The following is a 23,060-nucleotide window of genomic DNA, read 5'->3' as shown; positions in this document are numbered from 1 at the left end:
GCCGCTCCGACACTCCCACTGGCTCAGGTCACAGCGAGCGACCCAGCGGCCTGTGCTCCACCGGCCGAGGCCCGCTGTGTCCCGTACGCGTACCAGCGGCTTCGGTCGCCTGCGTGACTGCGGATCGTGCTCGCGCGGCGTCGATCTTCTGGGCGGCCGACTCGGGCGGAGCACCGAGAGGTGCGTCGTCGGTGATGCGGTAGCGGTCTCGGTAGGCGGCGACAATGCGGGCGGCCTTACGCCAGGCCGCGGCTCGTCGTCGCTCGTCTGGCTGCGCCCCAAGAGCCTTCGTCCACGGTGCGTTCTCGGTGAGTGCAGCTTCGAGTGCGGCGTCGGCGCGGGCCTCGATCAGGTCCTCTCGCTCGTCGAGGGCCTCCCGCATCTCTGCGTCGATGACTCCGTGCGCCTGCGGGATGAGGCCGGCGATGAGTCGCGATGGCTTGTGGGTCCGGCCTGATCCTGCGGGACGTGCGGCCGCCCGCTCGACGCGGTAGTGGAGGACGGCGGCGATGTCGTCTGCGTCACCAAACCCGCGTGCAGCGACGATGCGCGGCAGCAGCGCATCGACATTGTGACGGTTCGCCTCAGCCCGTCGGAGTTCAGCCGCGAGCGGGCCGAAGGCTTCGGACGCGATGGCACTCTCGGCCTGCTCGTCAGTGAATCCAGAGTTGCGAACGAGGGTGGCCCAGCGGTCGTGTTGGGCTGCGGCGGCGATGGTCTCGTACTCGGCAGCGAGCTGGGCGATCGAGCCCCACCGCTCCTGCTCGGCCACGATGGTCTCGCGCGCCGAGAGTTCGGCACCGCTGTGCTGCAGAACGCCGTACAGCACGCTTCGCGCGGTGGCATGCGGGTCGTCGCCGGGGTATGGCTGCGCGTGGTCGTCGGCGCGGTCGAGCGTCACGTAGGCGTGGTTCGCGTGCCGCCCTCGGGTCATCGCGACGTAGAAGGTCTCCCTCGTCGAGGTCGGTTCGACCAGTACATGCGCGGTGTCAGTCGTGATGCCTTGGGCGCGGTACGCGGTGACCGCGTATCCGAGATCGACATGCTCGGCCACGTACGAGGCCGGAATCACGATGGTGCCGCCGAACCTGCTTGCTCGCTTCCGAGCCTTGATGGTTCCGTCGTCGCGGACGGCGGTGCCAGTCCCGTAGTCGCGCGCGATTGTGATGGTCCCGTCGTCGCCGACGGCGGTGACGGTCCAGATGTCGCCGTTGCGCACCCAGTCCCGCCCGGCCATGGTGCGGAGGTTCCGGTTGTTGCGTCGGGTGATGATGGTGTCGCCAACGCCTGCGGCGGTGCCGTCGCGCAGTTCGACCTCGCGGTCGGGGTTCAGAGTCTTGCTGAGGATCAGGTCGGCGCGGGCACGACCGTTCAGCGCGGTCACGTCGTCGTGGGTCTCGGCGATCAGCACAGAAACGAGCCCGGCGTTCCGGTCGGCACGCCAGGCGTTGTAGGCGGCATCGGTCATCGCCTCGCCGTCGCCCTCCGTGATGCGCTCGTGGGCGAGGTAAGTGTCAATAGCCGCCGCGCGTCCGTGACGTAGCTCGAGGGAGGCGGTCTTCTCCCAGGCGTGGGTGAAGCGGTGAACGTCGACCAGTTCGGGGGCGTCGGCCCGGTCTCGGGCGATCATCGCGAACGCGCCGCCCGCGTCCACGGATTGCAGTTGGGCGTGGTCGCCGACCAGCAGCACCTTCGCGCCCGCGTCCTGGGCGAGGTAGGTGATGCGGTCAAGTGACAGGGTGCCGGCGAGGGAGGCTTCGTCGATGATGACGAGCTGTCCCGCCTCGAACGTGGTGCCGTGGATGAGGTGGTTCTGCCACCACTTCGCCGTGTTCTCCGTCTCGATCCCGAGATCGTCCGCGAGGACCTGGGCAGCGACCGCTGACGGGGCGAGCCCGACGACGGAACCGGAGCCGTGCTCAGCTTCCCAGGCGCGGCGGAGCGCGTTCATGGCGGTGGTCTTGCCCGCCCCAGCAGGACCGACCAGCACGTCAAGCACCCGCCCCGACACCGCGATGCGGGTCAAGGCATCGGCTTGGTCGTCGCCGAGCATCCGACCGTGCGCGTCGGGTCTGCGCGTGATCTTTTCGACCGTCGCGAGCTGCACCGTCGGACCGGCCAGGTTCGCGGCTCGTTCGAGGAGTCTGTCCTCCGCAGCGAGCTGGAACTCGGAGGTGAACACGGTCGAGCTCTTCGGACGGAACACCGAGGTGCCGTCGGGCCGACGGAACACGACCGGCGAGGAGGCGAGTTCGGGCGGCGTCAACCGAAGGGAAACGAGCTCGGCGGCGTCGGCGACCATCGCGACGATGGCTTCCCGGTCCTGCATGGTGGCGAACCGCCAGCCCATCGTCTGCCGGGAGGCCTCGGCCATGAGATTCCACCGTCGCCAGGTCGAACGCTTCTCACCGACCACCTCGACCACCGAGCGTCCCAACTCACCGATCACGTCGAGCGGCACGTCGTCGGCACGCAGGAGCAGCGGCTTGTCGTTGTCGGTGACTTCGCGTGCCCACGTCGTCGCGTCCCGCCCCAGCGTCTTCGTCGCGCGGGTCCGCCACTCCGCAGTGAGATCAGCCAGGGATCGGACCTGCTTCTCAGGCCGCGTTGCAAGGGTCGCCTGGGCTCGGAGTTTCATGATGGCTGCCGGTGCCGGGCGTCGTCCGTGCGCTGCGATGTACTCGGCGATGAGGCGGTCAGTCTCTGCGTCGATGTGACGGGCTCGGGTCGAGAACTCGGCGATCAGTTCCTCGGGCACCCCCGTGATCGCCCATGCAGGGTTGTGGTCGCGACCCATCTCTCGGGCCTCCCACGAGACGCCGAAGGTGCGCGTCATATGGTCGGCGAACACCGCTTCGTGTAGCTCGGAGAGGGCGACGACGGCGGCGTGCATCGGTCTGCCGTCGAGCGAGCGCCACTTCCCGTCGAGGACGGTCTTGGCCTTGTTGCTGATGACCACGTGCGTGTGGAGGTGAGGGTCGCCAGCGCGGGAGTCAAAGTGATCGAACGCGGTCGAGATCAGCCCGGTGACATCGACCTGAGCAACCGCACCGTCCCCGGCGGTTGCGCCCGCGCGGGTGGCTGCAACCTCGCGTTCCATGAACGCAACCACCTCCGCAACCGCGCGATGATGCGCTTCTGCGATGAGTGCTTGGACCCCGGCGTCGGCGACCGCCCACAGCACCGATGCGGACTTCGGGATGGAGAAGGTGAAGTCGAAGCCCGCCACCGCACGCCGTGTGCTCCGGGCAGTTTCCTCGGCAACGATCTGCGCGACCGCCTCGCCCTTGGCCCCAGGTGTCAGCGTCTGGTCAAGAGCGGCGATCTGTGCCTCGATCCGCTCTTCCTGGCTCTTGTACGCCGCGAAGCCCAGGCCGAGCTTGTCGCCAGTGATCGGATCACAGCCCGTGCCCATCAGGATCTGGAGCTGGTGTTCTGATACTCGGTCGCCCACCTGAATCTCGCCCTTGCCGAGGTCCGCTACACCCGCGCCGTGCCAGCGACCAGGCGGGGTGCCCTCCTCCATGTAGTAGCGAGTCAGCGGCGTTGAAAGTGGCCGGTCGCCGTCGGCAGCCGCGACCGTCTTGAGCAGGTACTTATAGCCATCGCCCGCCGACATCACACGCATCGAAACCGTCATGCTCACCTCCGCTCATGGCCAGCAGGTGAGCACCCGCACCCGGTGACTTCTGAAGCGGTAATGCCCGGCTCACCCTCGACCTGCAAGAGGCGTGTGACCTCGATGTGCGGTCGGAGAGGAAGTGGCAGATCGGGCTCCGGCGGTGTCGCTCGGATGGCTCGATGAGCGGCGGGCGTGCCGGAGTCGTGCACCTGACAGGTGACCAGCTCGGCATCCGTTCTCGATGAGGCACGGCTGCCGGGGACGACCGTCACCGGAGCGGACTTCATGCGCGACCTCGACGCCAGCGGCGACCCACGACTCAGGATCGGGTCGCTGTTCAGTGGCTACGGCGTGCTCGACCTCGCCGTCGAGCACGTCTTCAACGCCAAGACCGTGTGGTTCTCCGAACTCAACGAGCCCGTCGCCCACGTCTTTTGGCACCACTGGCCCGAGGTGCCGAACCTCGGGGACATCACGGCCATCGACTGGAGCCGGGTCGAGCCCGTGGACATCCTCATCGGCGGGTTCCCCTGCCAAGACGTCTCCACCGTCGGCAAGCGCGCCGGCCTCGCACCAGGTACGCGCTCAGGGCTCTGGGCGCACATGGCCGCAGCCATCGACGCTCTCCAGCCCGAATGGGTCGTCATCGAGAACGTCCGCGGGCTGCTGTCCTCGCCCGCGACACGGTTACCAGCACAAGGAGACGACCATGAACGACGCAACCACGGCGATGCAACCCTTCGCGGCATGGAACGCGACCCGTGGCATCTGGGAGACACCGCAGCTCGACCTCTACGGGCTCTCGGCGCCGTTCTCGGCGATCTGGCCGACCTGCGGCTGGATGCGCGATGGATCGGCCTACCGGCTTCCCTTGTCGGTGCTCCTCACCAACGCTTCCGCATCTTCGCCCTCGCCCGGCGCACTGTTCCGCACCCCGCTGGCAACGGACTCATCGCGCGGCGGGGAAACGCTCGATCAGGTGCGAGCAAGGCGTGGGACGATCGCGCTGTCGCATCAGATCATCGACTTTGCGCTCCACGGACCGGGTGGCTCACCGAGCAGGAGAGGCGAATCGGAGACGCTGTGGTCCCTGATCGACGGACTGTTCGGCGCTGGGGACGGTACGCCGACGCCATCGCCCGCTGGGAGCGAATCACCGGGCGACCCGCGCCAGCACCAGCCCTCCTGAACAACGCCGACGGCCCCCGCCCAGCACCGGCATTCGTCGAATGGCTCATGGGCTTGCCCGCAGGCTGGGTTACCGACACCGACCACCTGACGCAGAACCAGCAGATCACGGCGCTCGGCAACGGAGTCCTGCCACTACAGGCTGCGCAGGCACTCGATCTTCTGGAAGCCCGCTCAGGTTCCGTCCAAGGCCTTCATGGTCGGTGCGCGGCCAAGTAGCGCTTGGTACTTCTCGGCAGTATCGACCGCTCCGACTATCCGGTCGACGAGTTTCGGCCGGTATACGAACTGCTTGAACGCCGGTGAGTAGACGCAGTAGCCGTCAGACTTCGGCAACTGCTCCTTGTCGCCGCTCTTGGCCGGGCCGATCTGCCACGCCTTCCGGATGGCGGTGAAGTCGTTGACTCTGAACCTGAAGGGAATGCGCTGCTCCACCGCAGCCGCAGCCGCCTTGGGCAGCATTTCATCGCCGTGCACTGCTTCGCGGTACTTCTCGGCAACGATCACGCTGCCTTCCTGCCCGAGGAGCGCCTGAAGTTCCTCCTCGCTGAGGTCTTCCTGTCGCACGAAGTTGAGTGCGAGGTCCGCCTCCGTCTTTGGTCCCTTCATCGGAAGCAGCAGGAGGCGGTAGGCGAATCGCTCGTCACTGCGCACCTCGTCAGGTAGGCCGACTTGGAACTCGGTGATGAAGCTTGAGACGGCCGCGGGTAGGCCGCGACGGAGGTTGCGTTGTTCCTCGTACCTCGAAGGGCTGAGGGACTGCACGAAGACGGGGAACTTCAGTTCCGAACCCAGCGTCTCGCGGGAGCCGAACCTGCGTACGAGTTCCGCCTCGAAGTTGATGATGCAGGCGTGCGCCTCTGCGGCTGTAGCGACCAAGACCGAGTCCTGGAATCGGTGCTCTACGTGATTCCGCAGCCCGACGAAGAACTCGACGTTGGCCCTGATCGGGTCGTTGTCCTTGAACTCATGCCTGAGGCACTGGGTCAGGTCCCAGGTCTTCTTCGAGCCATCCGGGTTTCGTTTGAAGAGTCGCCGCCCGCCTGACTCACGGTAGAAGATTTCCGCCTTGCGGCGCATCCGGTCAGCGTGAAGCAGGTTCTGCCACGCGAGGTGGATGTGGACGATGAAGTCACTGAAGCTGCGTCGATCACCAGGACGGTTGTAGAAGTCGATCGCAACGAGAGCCTGTCGCCGAGCCTCGTCGAGCGTGTGCCTCCATGCAGGTGGGCGTGCCATCTCGATCAGACCTCCTCGGCTGTGGGCGCGGCTGGCGTGAGGAAGTCGCGAAGCAGTCGCAGTCGCTCAAGAATCTCGTCGTAGGTCACGATCGTCACGCTGCGGGAGTTCGCGCGATACAACTCGAACGACTTCTGCCTTGCAGGATCGCTGGCCGATGGTGTCCGTCCGGCAACCACGAAGCAGGAGACGCCGTAGGACTCCAAGTCCCATTGACGCGAGCTTTCCTTCAGGCCGGTGAGGTTCTTCGTCAGGTTGTACGCCTGATCGAGTACCTGGGAGACTGCGCCGTTGAGCTCTTTCGATGGACCGAACACACCCTGACGGTACTCACGAGCTTCCAGCAGTTGCGTGGTCGGCTTCTTGATCTCCACCAGAGCGACGTTGTTCGTGAGCGAGTTCTTGAACAGGTAGTCCGCGATCTTGTCGCCGCTTCCCGACAGGCCGCGACCACCTACCGTCGCTCCGGAGCGCACACTGACCATCGGGGCTCCGAAGACCTGTTGCAGCGCGAAGGCGTTGTCATCGAAGAAGGCTTGCCAGTATGGCTCGGCCTTGCCCTGTTCCAAGGCCTCTGCGTACGCCTCGATGAGGCGGTCAAGGCTGACAAGCTCGATGTCTCGCTTGAGCTGCTGAAACTTCTGGGGTGATCCAGCTGCTATCGCTGCCGACTCGGACGCAACTGCTTCGACCAAAGCATCACGCTCAACGCTACTGAGTTCTTCGATCCCGTCGGCGGCCTTCGCGATCACGCGCGAGTCCGGGTGTCGCCCAAGCGAGAAGTCCGCGCTGGCGAGACCAAGCGTCGCGGCGAGGTTGTTGTGTACGAATACGTCCTTCACTCGACCCGCCGCACGATTTCCCCGGTCATTGATCCGACCGATCTCGGCCCAGATCGCAGCGAACCGCGATAGGCCGAGGTGGAACCCTGTCCCGTTGATTGCGGCGCTGTTGCCGTCAGTGAAGATGATCTCTGTGCAGGGAGTGTTGGTCTCGATCAACCGAATCAGCCGGTTGCAGTCCTTGAGCAACCCGAGGCCGTAGGCGAAGTCCTTTACAAATCCGGGCGGTAGCGTCTCAAAGATTGACTCCAAGTCGGAGCCCTCGAAATACTCATCCAGCAACGAGGTTTCCAGGGAAAGCGTCTGCACCTTCTCGTACTTCGGGCCAAGGTACTCGCTGTGGTTTGAGAGTGTGTTGATGGGGTGAATCTTCAGGATGCCCGTTGCAGCGTCGAGCTCCACGAGCTTCACACCTTCAGCCAAGCGCTGGCGTGCCGACGACTCTTCATGAGGTAGCTCGGTCGGAACGAAGAAGGCCTCAACTCGACCACCTTCGTCCACCGTGCGGACATCGAGGCGACCGATGTTCGTCTGATCGTTTCCGAATCGAGCCACCGCTACCCTCAGCTCTTCTCGAAGCCGGAGCTGGGGTCGAACTTGAGGACTCGGGCGTTCTCGCCGATGGTGCGAACCTCGGACTCGTCGAAGCCCCCGGGCTTGGTGGCCTGAATGTCGATGGTGATGTCAAGCCGCGCGCCTGCGCCGGCAAGGCGGTCGATCACCTCTCGGGTCACGTTGCCGATGTCACGGGCGTAGCGGTCGGAGTCGATCTTCACCGATCCGAAGAACCGGGCGAGCACCGTCTCCAGCGCGGATTCGGCCTCGGACGGATCATCGCCCTCAGCGGACGAACTGCCCGTCCACACGAAGTCGACCGGCCCAACGGCAGCGAGGTCACCGTCAGCGGCGGCGTTCATCGCGGCCTCACGCGCGGCAGCGATCCGGTCGGCATCGGCTTGCTTCTGGGCGCGCTCAGTTTCGATGAGCAGTGTGCTGTCGGTGACCTGAATCCGGGTGTTCGGGTTCGGTGCCACGAGCAGGCTGCGGTAGCGGCCAGTCTCCGCGTCCTTGCCTGATGCGATAGCGAACCGTTCGTTGTCGACGAGCACCGCCGAGAGCGACTGTTCGATGGCGCTGTCGAGAACCTCGCGTCGGACGAGGCGGGGCAGGTAGGTGTACCGGGTGAAGTAGCCCCAAAGCTCACCGACGGTGATCTCGCCCGCATCGCGCCACAGCGCGCCAAGTTCGTGATGCAGCGTGGCACCGAGGATCGGCGCGCCGAAGTCGGTGACGAGCTGATCCTCGCGCCCAAGTTTTGCGCTGACGCGCTCGGCCAGGGAACGTCCGCCGGAGTCGGGTACGCGGTCGGCGACAAGTTCGAACGGCTTGGTCGGGTCGAACTGCTCGGGGTAGACCGCCCAAACGAAGGTATCGCGGATGCGGTCGGAGACGGTCTGATCGAGCCGGGAGACCCAGTCGTCAGTCTGCTTGCGCTGTTGCGCGGACAGGTTGAGGCTGTCGCTGGTGGCCTGGACTCGCTTCCAGCCGAGGTAGCTGCGGGTGGCCGCTTCGAGACTCTCCAACTCGCTCTTGTCGGCGAGAAGGAAGATCAGAGTGTTGCGGTGGATGCGCTGGCTCGCGCCCTTGCTCTCGATAGCGTCACGGACCCACGCATGCGCAGCCGAGTCGGCACCGTCCTGCTTGCGACGGGCGTGCCGCGGGTGCGCGATCACCAAGCGCGTATCTTCAAGGTCGGGGACATCGGCGGATGACGACGGGGCGATGTGGACACGGTCGAACAGACCGCGCACCCGCTCTTCTCCTTGAAGGCGGCGGGTGATCTCGTTCCAGACCGTCTCGACATCCTCGCGGAGCCGCTCTGCGTAGTCGTTCGCGGTCTTGGTGACCGAGGGCTGGGTGTCGAACCAGTAGTGGCCCTGCTCTTGGTAGAAGTAGGTCGAGCGCTGCGCGAGCAGTTCGACGGCGCTGCCGAAGTTCCCGAGCGTGTCGCCGGGGACGGCGGTGCCGAGCCAGAGGTACTGCTTGTCGAGTCCTTTGCGGGTGCTCTTGATCCGAGGTGCTGCGCCCATGAAGATCGTGCGTGCGATGCGCTGGGTGACGAAGCGCTGGCCGAGATTGGGGCGGTCGAGGTCGATCTGCTGCGCGGTCGAGCCGGGGCCGTCGATGTCGGAGTCGATGATCGGCTTCCACTGATCTTCGAGGTACTGCGTCAGATCCGTGTTCACGGTCGTCGCATCCAGTGGCACGTTGCCGGGCAGGATCAGCGGCGAAGCGTCGTTCGATGCCCACAGCTCGTGCACGATCGACGAGACGAGCTTCAGAACACCACGGGTGCGCTGGAACCGCTCCAGCGTCGACCAGTCCTCATACAAGCGATCCAGCAGTTCGGGGTGCAGAGGGTAGGACGCGCGGATGCGCTTCTCGTAGTCGTCGTTCGGCGACGCCGCATCGCGCGGAAACAGCGCGGTGTTGTTGCGGTACAGGTTCGTGAAACTGCGCGCCACAGCCGAGATGGTCGTGAGCCCCTCGGCGTTCGGAGCCTGGAACAGACGGCGGCGGACGATCTCGAACGACTCGTCCTTGCTCGACGGCCGCCACTGGTCGGCGACACGGCGGATCACGTTCTGGAGGCGTTCAAGCGCGAGCTGGCCGTTCGCGCCACCAATCTCGATGTCGCTGCCGCGTCCGTCGGTGCCGGTGTCGGATGCCGGGATCGAGACCACGAGCATCACGCCCGGCACCGAGCGCACGATCTCGGTCAGCGACTGCGCGAAGGTGAACTGCGTCTCGAACGAACCGGACGGGAGCTCCTTGTCGGTGACGAGCTGGCGAGCGTAGGCCACCCACTCGTCGATCAGGATCAGGGACGGCGAGTAGCGCACGATCAGCGTGCGTAGCGCCTCACCGGGGTTGGTGCCAGCGCGGTCGTCCTCGGCGATCAGGTCGTAGGCTTCACGTCCACCGAGCTGCCAGGCAAGTTCACCCCACAGCGTGCGAACCTCGGTGCCGTCGTCCTTGATGATCGGTGAGCCGGCCTTCAGATAGGTGCCGACGAGGGCGACCCGTCGCACATCGAGTGCACCGAGGTCAGGGTTGCCGTTCGCGGCGATGAGTTCCTGAAGCTCCTGCGGGAAGTCCTTGACCGGGGTACCGCTGAATAGGTGGTAGAGCGCCAGCATCGAGTGGGTCTTGCCGCCGCCGAAGTTGGTTTGCAGGTTCACCACCGGGCTCGCGCCGGCTTCGCCGTTCAGGCGTCGCAGCGCCCGCGACAGCAGGTCGCGCAAGCCCTCGGTGAGGTAGGTGCGAGTGAAGAACTCGACCGGATCGCCGTACTCGGGGCTCGTCGCCTGCCCCGTGTGAACCAGGTGAAGGTCGGCCGCGAACTCCGAGGCGGTGAACGCGCCGCGCGCCACGTCATCGTGGGGCCGGATCACCTCACGCCACGGACGCAGCCCGGAGCCAGGTTCGAGCGACACCTTCGTACGCTTCACCTGCTTGCGGGTCTGATCCTCGAACACCGTGCGCTGTAGATCGACGCGCAGCTTCCGTACGTCCTCTGCAGAATCGACCGCACCGACCGCGTGCAGCAGACGCTCAATCGTGTCGAGCGCACGCGATGCGTCATCGGAGCTGAAGGGCTCGTTGTGCGCCCACAGGTTCCGGGTCTCGCGCAGCTCGGATGCGAAGCCTTGCTGGGCGCGGGAGAGCACGTCCTTGAAGTGATAGCCCTGCTCGGTGATCGCGCGGAGCTGCACCTGCACATCGTGCTTGGTCAGCGTGCGCAACGGCCCGCCCTTGCGCTGGGCATCCTCCTTCGCCCACGCGGCCGGCCAGTCAGCAGTCTTGTAGGCCCGCGTCATGACCTCATCGACCTCGTCCAGGAGCCCCTCGGAGAGCAGGTCGAAAGCCTTGCCCACTCGATCTCGGTTGTTCATCGCCATCGTTGTCTCCTAGAACCCACTACTTGCTGCCGACGAGGCTGCATCCAGCGCCGGCCAATCCCTACTCATCAATGTCTTCTTCCGCCGCTGCGGTGAGCTGCCTCCGCGCGATCCGCTCCTGTGCCTCCCGGTAGATCGCCTGGATGCGGGCCTGGAGCTCCGCCTTCGGAGGCAGGGTCGTCCAGTATTCGGCGACCACGATCCCGTCCTTGTGCAGTTCGAGCAGCTCGATCTGGTCACGGCTCGCCTCGGTACACAGGATGAGGCCGATGGGCGGATTCTCGTCTGCCTGGCGTTCGTGCCGGTCCAGCCACTTCAGGTAGAAGTTCATCTGCCCCTGATAGCTCGGCTTGAACTTGCCGACCTTCAACTCCACCGCGATCAGCCGACGCAGTGGACGGGAGTAGAACAGCAGGTCGAGGTAGTAGTCGTCTCCATCGAAGGTCATGCGCTTCTGGCGTTCGACGAACGCCCACCCGCGACCGACCTCCAACAGGAACGTCTCCATGTCGTGGCGCAGAGCCGCTTCGAGGTCGCGCTCCAAGAAGGTGTCGGCCAGCCCGAGCATGTCCAGCAGCACCGGGTCGCGGAAAGCATCCAGCGGGACTGCCGAGCCCTCGGGAATCTGCGAGTCCGCGATCTCACGGCGCTCGAACGCCTTGCGCGAGATGGCGTGGCGAAGGTCACGGACGCTGAGGTGGCGGTCGATGATCTCCTTCACGTAGAAGGCTCGTGCGTCGTCGGTTGCGAGCGGAAGCAGCTCGCGGAAGTGGGTCCAACTGACTTGTTGCGCCAGTGACGCAACAAGTTCGGGCTCGGTGAACTGCTGGGAGAACCGCACCATCCGATACAGGTTCGTTCGGTCGTAGCCTCGGCCGTACCGTGAGGTCAGTTGTTGCGCCAGTGATGCAACAAGCTCCTGGTCGTGCCCGGCGCGTCCTTCGCGCAGCACGGCCACGTCGATCAATCGACCGATGTACCAGTTCCGCAACGTCAAGGTGGCGTTCACCTGCGCGGCCGCGAACGCCTGCGCCTGGTCGATCAGAGCCGACACCTGCTCTACGAGTTCGCCGCCCTCGGCGCTGACTGACTCCGCGATGGCCCGGAACGGCGTCAGGTCCGCGCCAGAGCGACGCGCTGCTGCGCCACTGCTCCGGGCTTGATCTCGACTGCCAGGCACGACCTAATCCTCGTCCTCGTCGAAGTCGAACGCCTGCTGTGACGAGCGTGGCGTCGAGGCGTACTTGCGCGCCTGCTCGTTCACATCACCCCAGGCGCTCACCAAGCCGTTGAAGAGGATGGCGTCCTTCGTGTCCTTTTTCTTCTCGGCCTCGTGGAACAGCAGGAAGCCCAGTTCCTTCACTGCGTCAAGGTTCACGCGGGTCTGCACCGACGGCAGCAACTCGGCCACCTTGTCGGCCCCGTCCTTGGCCATCACGGCGGCCAAGCGGACTGTCGCCTCCCAGACGCTGACTCGCTCATCGGCTGCTGCATCCCAGGCTTCTTCGAGCTGAGACGGCGACAGCAGGCGGGCCTTGCCGCCCTTCGCCTCGAAGATGCCGCCGCGTTCGAGTGCGCCAATCGATGTGTCGGAAGATCGCGCAAGCTGGTCCGCGATCCCTGAGTTCTCCTGCGTCCAGCCATACTGGCGATACCACTTGACTGCGAATCGTGTGTCCGGATCGAAGTCGGACTCCTGCTCACCAATCACCTCATCAAGCGTGGAGTTGATGAGCAACAGCGCGTCTTTGACGCTCATGTCCGACCCATCTGCTTCGCGCACTCGTGAATAGCGAGAGAACACCGAGATGCCGGGACCAATCGCCGCCTGGGCAAGGTCCACTGGCGCAATCGATCCCTGAATGAGCTTGCGCAGCGCTTCTGGCAGTTCTACCTTCAGCGCCGATACGAATGCGCGGCGGGTCGTTGCTGGGGCATCCTCGGGGCGTGGGCGACAGGCGAGCACGATTGAGGACGCAAGGGCATTCGTTCCGACGCTAATCATTCGGCCTCCGCGCTCACTGCGCATGGGCCAAGTCGCGGTGATCTCCCACCCGGCATCTATCAGGCCGTTCAGCAGGGTGTGCCACCCAGTCGATGATGTGCCTGCATCGCGCGTGTCCTGCTGCTTATACGCGTAGTAGACCGTAAGTGGAACATCGAGGTTAGCCCCTTCGCGGATGTGCGCGAATACCGAATTGAATCCGGCGACGAAGAACTTCTCTGCCCCCTTCTTCCCGTTGTGGCGATTGGGGTTTGCGACAAGTTCCTCGGCCTTCGGAGTGAGGAGGGTCCCGACGGTCTTTGAATGAGTCTGGCGCAAAGAGCGCCGAAGCCACACGTAGAAATAGTCGGAGAGGTCTGAGTACCCGATGTTGTCGTAGTACGGCGGGTCAGTTGAGATCGCAAGCCCGTGATAGCTGCGAGAGGCCGCATCGGACTGCGTGACGAACCCAGTAGGCGTAGCCGGAAGATGATCGATAGCTCGAACGATCCAGTCGATTTGTCCGACGAAGTTGCCAGACGACCCCGAGAACGGGTTCACCTCGACGTAGTCCCACACCATTGGGATCGCCTGCCGCGCGAAGACACCACGCGTTCCTTCACGTGCGGTGTTCCAGCCTGTCAGTGATGAGTTGTAGTCGGTCATCCTGCTGACAGCCAAACCGAGATAAGTAGCAACGGCATCGGCGTATGCTTCGGCGCCGCGGCCGCCATCCTCAAGACGGTCACCCTGCGGCATACCTGCGCCGCGTGCGTCGGCGAGGACTCGGTCGCGGGCGTCGCCCACAAGGTCACTGAGAGTCGTCAACATAGACAGTTGGCGATTGGTAAAGGCGTCTGCCCATGTCGGCATTCCATACATCGGAAGGCGATCAACATCATGGTTGCGCGTCGGCACCTCCTGGGACGGAACATCATCCGGCCGGTCGACCCGCGCGGCTCCGGCATGCTCTTCGCTGGCGGACAGGTAGATGCGTCCGCCCTTATTCTCCGCAACTACTGCGACGAGATGTGCCCCAACTCTCTGAGCCTGAGCCTCATCTCGAATGTACGCGTTGGGGATGACTGTCCCATCGCCAACGGCGCGACCCGTGCCACGAACGACAGTCCCGTCATCATCGCCCGTCGGTCCGTAGGCATCGTGCCGGACTTCATAGCGCACGCGTCCGTCGGTAACCTTGGCGTCGATCCAAGCCTCTTTACCCTTCTTCTTGCTGAGCCACCACGACCGTGCCAGTGGGACCTCGATGGGGTTAGCCGGATTGGGACTCTTGACGGTCCGTGCCCATATCCAGGCGATCACAGTGTGCTCTGTGCCACCAGGAGCGGTGATCTTCGGGTAGTGATGACCAATCTGCTTCACGGCCTCGTCACGCATCCATTCGCCGTAGCGGCGAACATCCTCTGCAAGACCCTCAGCGCGGTTCCACCCGGTTTGAGTTCCAACTGCGCCAGGGAAGACTGGTTGCATACCCGCGAACTGTGGAGGAATCTCAATCAACGCCTTGTTGATTAGTACAGCCAGCGGGTTGAGATCGCTGGCATGCGCCTCAAGGCCGAGACGCTGCGCTTCAAGCGGGATTGCTCCACCGCCGGCGAAGGGATCAAGCACAGCGGGCAAGTCACCGTTGTTGCTCTTGCGAATCTCCTCGCGCGCCTGCCGTAGGAGGGTCTCGTCGTTGCTGTTCTCCCAGACAACGAGCTTCTCCAGCAACGCATGGAGTCGTGCGCGCTCTGCATCCTGAGCCTCGACAGTCGGGAACTCGTCAGGGCGTGATGACGGGTCATCGACGAGTTGAGCGAAGAGAACTGCGCGCGCTGCTGCGAGCGGCCGACGTGCCCAGTACAGGTGCAGTGTCGAGGGGTGCCCGTGCCGGATCGACTTCTCACGCGATGCCTCGGCGTTGATTGCTTCCAGCGGTAGCGAGACTTCGATGAGCTTCTTCTTGGGTGCGTTGGTCACTGTGCTTCTCTCGCTGGCGTCGGGCTGGTTGCTGTCAGTGGTGTGGGTCATCGCGGTGGTCCTCCGCGTTCCCAGTAGTTGCGCCAGACCTCGTTGTAGGAGCGGGTGGTCGCGGATGGCTCAAGGTGGGTGAAGGCGTCGCTCACGTAGCGCAACCGGTCGTTGTCGGCGCCGCTGGTCGAGACCTCGACCAGGGCGAGCCGGTGCCGGTCGCCTTGGGTCTGGGCGAAGGTGATCTCGTTGGTTGTGATGGTGAAGGTGTCGGAACCTTCGATGCGGCCCTTGACCTCGATGTAGTGGACGAAGCCGTTCCGGTCGGTGGACTGGATGTCGTAGCCGGGGTTGTTGCGCGGCATCTCGACGGGTTCGCGTCCGAGTGCTCGCTCGGCGGCGAGCACGGATTCGACCGCTCGCCGCTCGACTTCCTCGGTCTGGCGGGCAAAGGTCTGCGCTTCAGGCTCAGCATCGGTCACAAGAAGCGCACTGGGGAGGATCAGCGCAGCGCCGCGGATGACGGCGGGCACGGCGACAAGGTTGGTGGCCTCGTCGAGCTGTTCGAGGCGGTGGCTCAGGCGCTCATCGAGCTGCCGAGCGCGAACGAGTGCGGTCTCGGCGCGGAGCCGACCGACGGTGCCTGCTCGTTCGAGGGCTTCGAGGCGGTTGTGTTCGCGATCCCAGTGGTTGATCTCGGCCAGCAGGCGATCCTTCACCTGCGTTCGGGTGCGCGCGGTCTCGATGTCGAGTCGGGTCTTGATCTCGTCCATGCGGGGCTGGAGCCCTTCACGGTAGGCCCAGGCGCGCACGAGCTTCTCGTGGTTCTGTCGCGCCCAGTCGCTGCCCGTGATGTCAGCGATGGCTTCGGTCTCGGTCGAGTCGGGGCGGTCGTAGTCGAGGTATGGGGGTGCTGCGGACACGGTGACGGTGCCGTCTTGTTCGAGGAGCGGGTAGTCGAAGTGATGAGAGACCGTGTCGGCATCGGCAGCCGTATTCTCGATGCGCTGCTCGACGCTGAACATCAGCATCGGCGCATCGGTCTGCTTAGTGCGCCGATCGACCAGCACCGTGCCTTGCTTGAGAGTGGGGCCGAGGTCGTCAATGGTCGCCTCGATCACGGCATGCAGCAACGGATGGCCAGGTGCAATCAGGGAGGCATCGGCGAGACCGTCGGGGTGCATCCGTGAGAGTTCGAAGGTGATGCGCTCGTACTGCTCGGCGACGGGCGCCCATCGGTTGAGGCGACGCGCAGCGTCGATCACGCGGGCCGGAACGCGGGTGATCTCGTAGCGCCCCTTCTCCCGCTTACGGATACGCCCGCCGAGCCGTGTGAGCGCGGGGAGGAAGAAGGCGGCGATGTAACCGGGCTGGAGTCGGCGTTCACGGGCCTTCTCCATACGTGCCCGAACTTCGTCGAGGTTGAGTGCGGAGAACATCTCGGGGTGGAGGGCGCGTTCCGCGAGCATCTCGTCGAGGCCGTGGGAGACACCGGCGTCGATGATGCGGTCGAGCTTGGCCTTGACCTGGGGCTGGTCGCCGTAGCGGATCGCCTCGATCAGCAGGTCACGCAGCGAGCGCTCTTGGAAGGCGTCGGCGTCGCCGAGTACGTTGAAGAGGTTGCCGTTGTAGGCGATCGACATCTGGTCGATCTTCGCCAGCAGCCGGGTGAACACGTCGCCCTCGCGGGTGTCTCTGGCGACCATGTTCCACAGGTGGCAGACCTCGCGCTGGCCGATGCGGTGGATGCGACCGAAGCGCTGCTCGATGCGGTTCGGGTTCCAGGGCAGGTCGTAGTTCACCATCAGGTGCGCACGTTGAAGGTTCAGACCTTCGCCAGCGGCGTCCGTGGCCAGCAGGACCACGGTGTCGGGGTTGTGGGTGAAGCGTTCGCGGGCAATCTTGCGGTCTTCGCGTCGGGTTCCGCCGTGGATCGTGATGACCGAATCGGCGCGCCCGAACTGGGCGGTGATCTTGGCTTGCAGGTAGTCGAGGGTGTCGCGGTGCTCGGTAAAGATGATGATCTTGCGTGCGTCACCCGAGCCGTCGTGAGTCAGGAGCTGCTCGTCGAGGATGGTGCGCAGCTGCACCCACTTCTTGTCATCGTCTTGCAGCCGGACGCGCCGAGCGACCTTGATGAGGTCTTCGAGGATCGCGATCTCCGCCCGCAACTCCGGGATCGTCTGCGCGGCCGTGGCAAGATCGACAACCTGGTCCGCTTGTTCCTCGAACTGGGCGCGTTCCTCGTCGGTCGTCTCCTGATCGAAGTCCTCGAAGTCATCGACCGAGAACGCAGGCAGCGCGTCGCTCCCGAAGTCGAGCGTGGCCTTACCTGTCGTCCATTCGTCGATGTGTGAAGAGATGGAGATGCTGAAGCGGGCATCGTCGGTGATGCGCTGCATGTCGCGCAGTTTCGTGTCGAGGCGCTGTTGGCGTCGTTCCAGGGACCGCAAGATCGCTTCGGGGCTGGAGGCGAGGCGGCGTTGCAGCACGGTGAGCGCGAACCCGACGTTGTTGCCGCGCTTCTTGTCCCCGGCCTGGGCAATCCGCTCAGCGCGCCCCATCTCGGTGCGGACGTAATCGGTGACCTGTTCGTAGAGGTCTCGCTCGGCAGAGCTCAGCTCGTACTCGACCGTGTAGGCCTTGCGTTCGGGGAACAGCGGCTTGCCCTCGAAGGTGAGCAGGTCTTCCTTCACCATGCGGCGCATCAGGCCGTCGGTGTCGGTGCGGTGCACGCCCTGCCGGTACTGGCCCTCGAAGCGGTCGCGGTCCAGCAGTGACATGAAGAGCTGGAAGTCCTCTTCCTTGCCCGCGTGCGGGGTCGCGGTCATCAGCAGGAAGTTGTGCGCGGTCTCCGACAGCAGCCGTCCGAGCTTGAAACGCTTGGTCTCATCGACTTCGCCCGCCCATGACGAGTAGTGGGCCGACATGCGGTGGGCCTCGTCAACGACCGCGACATCCCAGGTGACCTCGCCGAGCTGCTCGCTCAGGTCTTCGCTGCGGGAGAGCTGGTCCATGCGGGCGATCAGGAACGGGTGCTCAGCGAAGACGTTGCGGCCCTGCGCATCGTCGACCATCTGGCGGCTGAAGATCTCGAAGCGCAGATCGAACTTCTGGCTGAGTTCCTCCCGCCACTGCTCCACGAGCCCACCGGGAGCGACGATGATCGCTCGCTCGCAGTCCGAGCGCAGGATCAGCTCCTTCAGATAGAGCCCGGCCATGATCGTCTTGCCCGCACCGGGGTCGTCGGCCAGCAGGAACCGCAGCGGGATGCGCGGCAGCAGTTCCTCATAGACCGCGCGAATCTGGTGCGGCAGCGGGTCAACATCCGAGCTGTTGACCGCGACCATCGGATCGTAGAGCGCGGCATACTTGATCCGCAGCGCCTCGGCTGCGAGCCGGAACTCGTCCGGGTCGGCATCGTAGGCCGGAGCGGAGTCGAAGTCACCCGCGACCTCGAACCGTGCCGCGTCGGCATCGGTGATCGCCCGCGCACCGCTGCGACCCGAGTCGTCACGGTAGAAGACCTCGAACAGCTCAGCGTCGATGGGATCGATGGCGATCAGCGTGACCGTCTGCCCCGGCACCAAGCCACGGAGGCGCTGGCCCGCACGCAGCGTCGCGAGCGTCAATGTCGTGTCGGTCGTCGCTTCTGTCACGAGGTGCCTCCTTCCGATTTTGGGCAGTGGATCAGGATATGTGGTGCCACCGACAAAGTGTTAGTGGCTCGGGGCGAGCGATGCGCTCACCCCGGTGCGGAGGGTTCGGAGTCGACGGCAGCGCCACCTCGTCGCACCCAGTCGTCGATCTCGCTGGCTTGGAACTTCCAGAGGCGTCCGACCTTGTGGGCGGGCATGGACTTCTCGGCGATCCAGGTGTAGACGGTGTCTTTGGTGACCCCGAGGTGGGCGGCGATGTCGTCTGCGGACAGCCACGGCTCAGCCACGTTGGTCCTCCCTCGCTCAATGGCCCAGGCAGGCCAACACTCACGATGATACCGGTGGAGGTACGGCTTGAGTTGGGTTTCTCCGGGCGTGGCCGAACGAGATGGGTGCCGAGGGTGGTCGCTCCGTTCAGCGATCAGCGCGGGACACGTGCTTGAAGCCAGGTCGTCACTGCTTCCTGCCACCGGTCGGGGTCGGAGTTCCAGCAGAGGGTGTGGCCGGCGTCGAAGGGCTCCAGCTCGACGAGGTCCGGGCGGGCGTGTCGGAGTGCTTGTGAGAGCTGGATCGGTACGGATTCGTCTCGCGTGCCGTGGAGGATCAGGGTCGGCGTCGTGAGGTCTGCTGATCGTGCGGTCCAGTCGAAGGAGCGAACGGGGATGCGGCCCGGCAACCCGACTGCACGTGCCAGTGGGGTGACGGTGAGCCACGGGATCGCCAGGTGGCCGGCTGCTGCGGGCAGTCCGCTACGGACGCAGTTGGCCTTGATGACTTCGGTCCAGTCGAGGACGGGTGAGTCGAGGACGAGCGCGGCGATCAGCTCCTCGTGTCGCGGGTGGCTGGCGAGCTGGAGGGCGATCGCGGCACCCATCGACCAGCCGAAGAACACGATCTGGCGAGCACCGCGTCGGACGGCGTATCCGATGGCTTCGTCAACGTCGGCCATCTCCGTATCGCCAAGGGTTGAGCGGCCGGCGCCGGCTCGTGGCCCTTCCGTGGTGTTGCGGTAGCTGACGACGAGGGAGGTGTAGCCGAGTTCGGTTGCGGCGAGGACGCCGCGGAGGGTGCCGGCGCGGGTGCTGCCGAGGCCGTGGATGTGGATCGCCCACGTCGAAGGGTCGCCGTCGATGCGCCAGGCCGGGCATGGCCCTGCCGGAGTGGTGATGGTGATGTCGCGGGCGTGGAGTCCGGCGTCGGCTGGGGTGGCGTAGTAGATGCCGCTCCACGAAGCGCAACCGCCGCCCCCTGGGATGAGGCCCGCTGTGGTGCCCGTGACTCGCCGAGCGACGCGAGTGGGTCCGCGATCGACGATCTCGGTCGAGAGTTGTGCCCGGCCGCCGTGCTCGAACCAGAGGTTGTAGATGCCGGGAGCGGTGGTCTGCTCGGTGCGGTCGAGCACGATCAGGTCGCCGTCGCCGTCGCCGTCGTGCTCGACTGCTCGAATAGTGAGGTCGAACGTTCGTGGGCCGACAGGTGCGGTGAGTCGGCGCGCGATTGCATACCCGATCCCGGCAGCCGTTGCCGTCACGATCCCGCTGCCGAGAGCGATGCGCAAGATCACGATCTGCGTTCCTCAACGTGCGGAACGGGCAAGGCCGCCGCTGCGGAAGCATCGCTTCCAACTAGGTGGCTCTCGGCGCATTCGAGTAGGTCGCGGTCCTCGGCGCTGATGTCGAAGGTGATGCGGGGGTCGATCATCGCGTCGCGGATTTCGACGATCACTCGGTGTAGGTGACCTTCGGGGTCTTCGCTGTTAGCCGCGAGGGGGTCGGCCTGGCTCAGCCCGGGCCGCGCGCGCGTCGCTCGGAGCCAAAGCGGCTCCAGCTGCGCAGTGAACGTGATCGTCTGCCTCTGCCGGGCGTGGTGCTGGGCGCGACGGACGGCGGGTTGGACGGCGAACCCAGCGCAGAGGAACAGGAAGGTGAGTGCGGACAGTGGATTGTAGGCGGGCTGAATGGTGTGCATGAGGTCGAGGTGGCCGATTGCGTGGGCGATGTCCATGACGATCACGGTGAGGCAGAGAGCGACGCCAAACGCTGATCCCAGGCTCAACAGCGCAGCGGGCAGGCGCTGAATGCCGGTGCTGTCGCGATACTGCCGCGTGGCGAGGACGAGCATCGTCGCGATGACGAGTGCTCCGTAGCTGAAGTTGATGATCGAGTAGACCGCTGCTGCTGGTTGCGCGCCGAGGTCGCTCATGAATCGTGTCGTGGTGGTGCCGCGGTCGATGAACAGGAACGATGCGGTGATCGCGAGCAGCGCGATGAGCAGGACGGGGGCGCTGACGGCGCCGCGGACGATCCTGGGCCGGTACTCGCCGGTCTTCATGACGCCCCGCCCGAGGAAGAAGAGCCCGACCATAAGGAGAGCGTCCGCGATCAGCGTCGCGATGTTCGTGCCGCCGAGGAGCGGATCGACGACCGTGTAGATGCCATCGACATTCAGCGTCATCGCGATGGCAATGGTAAAGGCGGCGTAGGTGATGCTTCTGTCGGTGCGTTTGCGGCGGAAGATAAGCAGGCTCGCCACGAGCGCCCACATGAGCGTCGCGACGAGCATCTGGATCATCCGAATATCTCCGAGAATGCCGACTCTGCGAACACTGATCCTCGGATGCCGGCGGCGAGCTTGTCGGCGAGGGACTCGGCGGCGATCTCGGTTTCGCTGTCAAGGTCTTGCCGCCGGAGGAGGCGTCCTCGGGTGTAGGGCGGGATGTTGGGCAGCAGCGCCTCGTCGACGGTGCAGTCATCGCCTTCGCAGTGGCCGAGGACCATGTGGGCGAGTTCGTGGAGGATGAACTGCTGTCGGTGGAGTGTGGAGTCGGTGCGGGCGTGGAGCACGAGATCATCGGTATCGGTTGCCAGCCAGAGCGCGCAGAGGCCGTCGTGGGTATCGAGATTAGCCAGCTCAATGACTCGAAGCCTGCGGTGCCGCTGGTCCTGGACAGAGCGGAGGAGTTCGTCGAAGGTGAAGGTGTTGCCGAGCTGAAGGCCTGCGACGGCCGCCGATACGGTCTGTTCGGTATTCACGGTTCGCCCCTCTCAGTGGGGAGCAGCGACCGGTATCGGCTTGGCCTTGCGCGACACCCGTCAGTGCTCAGGCGTTGGTGTCATTTCCTCATCCAGGAATTTGGTAATGGCATGGAGTGCTTTCGGCGAGATGTCGCCGAGGGTGCGGGCTGCGTAAGACTTGACCTTCGCGGCACGCATGGACCGAACGAGATCAAGTTGCGCAGAGACCTTCTCGGGGGTGGCCGCACCGTCCTCACCGAGCAGGAACGCGGCGTCCACGTCGAAGAACTCCGCGAGCCCCTCGAACACGGCGGGGTCTTGGACGTAGCGGTGACCATTGATCATGTACGTCCAGCGCGATCGCGACAGGTTGGTGCCTCGTTCTTGGAGGTAGTCGGCGATCTGCGAGTAGGTCGGTTCCGTGCCGGACTCGGCGACGGCGACATCCATCAGGAGCCGCAGACGCTTGGCGAGGTCTTCGGCCGCAGCCTGACTCTCGTCGTCGGTCATGACGGGACCCCCTTCCCTTCGCGACGGGCAAGGCATCGATGTGATCCACCCTGAGGGTGGTTGTGCATGCTCAACCGTACGCGTTGAGCATGCACAAATCAAGGCTTGCGCATGCTCAACGGTCGGTGTTAGAACAGGACTCCGGGATGTTTTGAGCATGCTCAATGCTCGGTGCCGGTCTCGGCTCGGGCTGCCTCAAGGAGGTGAACGATGTCCAGCTCACGGTCTGGGCGCGGGTGTTCGCGACTACCTGCCAGGTGTACCGCCGCGCGCAACCTTGGCGCGGCCCGCCGAAGAGGAGGCCGGAGCATGGCATCGAACGAGGACGCCCGCGCGGCGCGAGAGGCGAAGCTCGACGAGCTGCACGAGAAGCTGACCGGTGCGGTCGAGTCGCTGGTCTCGGGTGACGACTGGCGGCATGCGCTGGCCTTCGCGGCACGGTTCCGGTCGCGGTCGTTCAACAACACGATGCTGATCTGGGTGCAGCACGAGGCGGCGTTCGAGGCTGGCCGGGTGCCCGAGCCTTTCCCCACCCTGGTTGCCGGGTACCGGCAGTGGCAGGGGCTCGGGCGGCAGGTGATGAAGGGCCAGCCGGGCTACATGATCTTCGCCCCGGTGACGGGCCGGTTCGCCTCATCCAATCCTGCCGATCCGAACTCCTGGCGTCGCCTGGGACCACGAGAGAAGCACAAGGTCAACGAGGTCGCGCGCTCGCGGATGGTCGGCGCGCGCCCGGCCTACGTGTGGGACGCCTCGCAGACCGACGGCGAACCGCTGCCGATGCCGCCCGCGCCTGCGCTGCTGGAAGGCGAAGCACCTTCGGGGCTCTGGGATGGGTTGGCCGGGCAGATTCGCGGGGCGGGGTTCAAGGTGCTGCGAGTGCCGCACGAGGGGATGATCTCCGGCGCGAACGGCATGACCGACTACGAGGCGCGCACCGTCGCGGTGCGGGAGAACATGGACCCTGCCGCGCAGGTCAAGACCCTCGCGCACGATCCGTTGACCGCACTAACTGGCTCGCTTCGTGGGGTTCTCGCCCGTGAGCGCGGAGATGACACGCGGGTGG

At 65.1% G+C, this 23,060-nt stretch carries 14 protein-coding genes; 2 read left to right on the top strand and 12 right to left on the bottom strand.

The annotated features are described in order from the left end of the window. Positions 1-28: 28 nt before the first annotated feature. Positions 29-3,640, bottom strand: coding sequence for a MobF family relaxase (gene mobF / locus FCN22_RS19330; protein WP_238384857.1), 3,612 nt, complete (start codon positions 3,638-3,640; stop codon positions 29-31). A gap of 267 nt (positions 3,641-3,907) precedes the next feature. Between mobF and FCN22_RS19325 the strand changes: the two genes are divergently transcribed. Continuing rightward, a complete protein-coding gene (locus FCN22_RS19325) occupies positions 3,908-5,029 on the top strand; it encodes a DNA cytosine methyltransferase (RefSeq protein ID WP_137123211.1) in 1,122 nt (373 codons plus the stop codon). On the opposite strand, the gene FCN22_RS19320 is transcribed toward FCN22_RS19325, so the two are convergent. The 11 genes from FCN22_RS19320 to FCN22_RS19270 form a co-directional block, all read right to left on the bottom strand. Then, complete coding sequence (locus FCN22_RS19320) at positions 4,985-6,049, bottom strand: DUF3644 domain-containing protein (protein WP_137123202.1); 1,065 nt, start codon at positions 6,047-6,049, stop codon at positions 4,985-4,987. The genes FCN22_RS19325 and FCN22_RS19320 overlap by 45 nt on opposite strands. Positions 6,050-6,054: 5 nt before the next feature. Next, a complete protein-coding gene (locus FCN22_RS19315; protein ID WP_137123201.1) occupies positions 6,055-7,446 on the bottom strand; it encodes a Shedu immune nuclease family protein in 1,392 nt (463 codons plus the stop codon). A gap of 8 nt (positions 7,447-7,454) precedes the next feature. Then, positions 7,455-10,853 carry a DUF499 family protein gene (locus tag FCN22_RS19310; protein WP_137123200.1) on the bottom strand — a complete coding sequence of 1,133 codons (3,399 nt, stop codon included), beginning with the start codon at positions 10,851-10,853 and terminating at the stop codon, positions 7,455-7,457. Positions 10,854-10,914: 61 nt separating this feature from the next. Next, on the bottom strand, positions 10,915-12,033 hold the full coding sequence (locus tag FCN22_RS19305) for a PDDEXK nuclease domain-containing protein (protein WP_137123199.1): 1,119 nt from the start codon (positions 12,031-12,033) through the stop codon (positions 10,915-10,917). 3 nt (positions 12,034-12,036) lie between these two features. Beyond that, positions 12,037-14,871: a DUF1156 domain-containing protein gene (locus FCN22_RS19300; protein WP_137123198.1), complete on the bottom strand. Its 2,835-nt coding sequence runs from the start codon at positions 14,869-14,871 to the stop codon at positions 12,037-12,039. Then, positions 14,868-18,398, bottom strand: coding sequence for a helicase-related protein (locus FCN22_RS19295; RefSeq protein ID WP_512700753.1), 3,531 nt, complete (start codon positions 18,396-18,398; stop codon positions 14,868-14,870). The genes FCN22_RS19300 and FCN22_RS19295 overlap by 4 nt, the downstream gene beginning before the upstream one ends. A 158-nt stretch (positions 18,399-18,556) precedes the next feature. Further along, entirely contained in the window at positions 18,557-18,757 is a 201-nt protein-coding gene (locus tag FCN22_RS19290; protein ID WP_137123196.1) for a helix-turn-helix domain-containing protein, read from the bottom strand. Between the two features lie 134 nt (positions 18,758-18,891). After that, a complete protein-coding gene (locus FCN22_RS19285; protein WP_137123195.1) occupies positions 18,892-20,034 on the bottom strand; it encodes an alpha/beta hydrolase in 1,143 nt (380 codons plus the stop codon). After that, entirely contained in the window at positions 20,031-21,041 is a 1,011-nt protein-coding gene (locus FCN22_RS19280; protein WP_137123194.1) for an MAB_1171c family putative transporter, read from the bottom strand. The genes FCN22_RS19285 and FCN22_RS19280 overlap by 4 nt, the downstream gene beginning before the upstream one ends. After that, the gene (locus FCN22_RS19275; protein ID WP_137123193.1) at positions 21,038-21,502 is read right to left on the bottom strand and encodes a hypothetical protein; all 465 of its coding nucleotides are present in this window, start codon (positions 21,500-21,502) and stop codon (positions 21,038-21,040) included. The genes FCN22_RS19280 and FCN22_RS19275 overlap by 4 nt, the downstream gene beginning before the upstream one ends. Before the next feature lie 60 nt (positions 21,503-21,562). Further along, positions 21,563-21,994, bottom strand: a complete 432-nt coding sequence (locus FCN22_RS19270) for a hypothetical protein (protein ID WP_137123192.1) — start codon at positions 21,992-21,994, stop codon at positions 21,563-21,565. Between the two features lie 309 nt (positions 21,995-22,303). Here FCN22_RS19270 and FCN22_RS19265 point away from each other — a divergent pair. Next, on the top strand, positions 22,304-23,060 hold a 757-nt coding region (locus FCN22_RS19265), incomplete at its 3' end, for an ArdC family protein (protein ID WP_238384854.1).

This window comes from Segeticoccus rhizosphaerae (assembly GCF_005222685.1).
In the GTDB taxonomy this organism is placed as follows: domain Bacteria; phylum Actinomycetota; class Actinomycetes; order Actinomycetales; family Dermatophilaceae; genus Segeticoccus; species Segeticoccus rhizosphaerae.
Note: the sequence above shows the minus strand (reverse complement) of the source record. Positions and strands in the feature narration are given on the sequence as shown.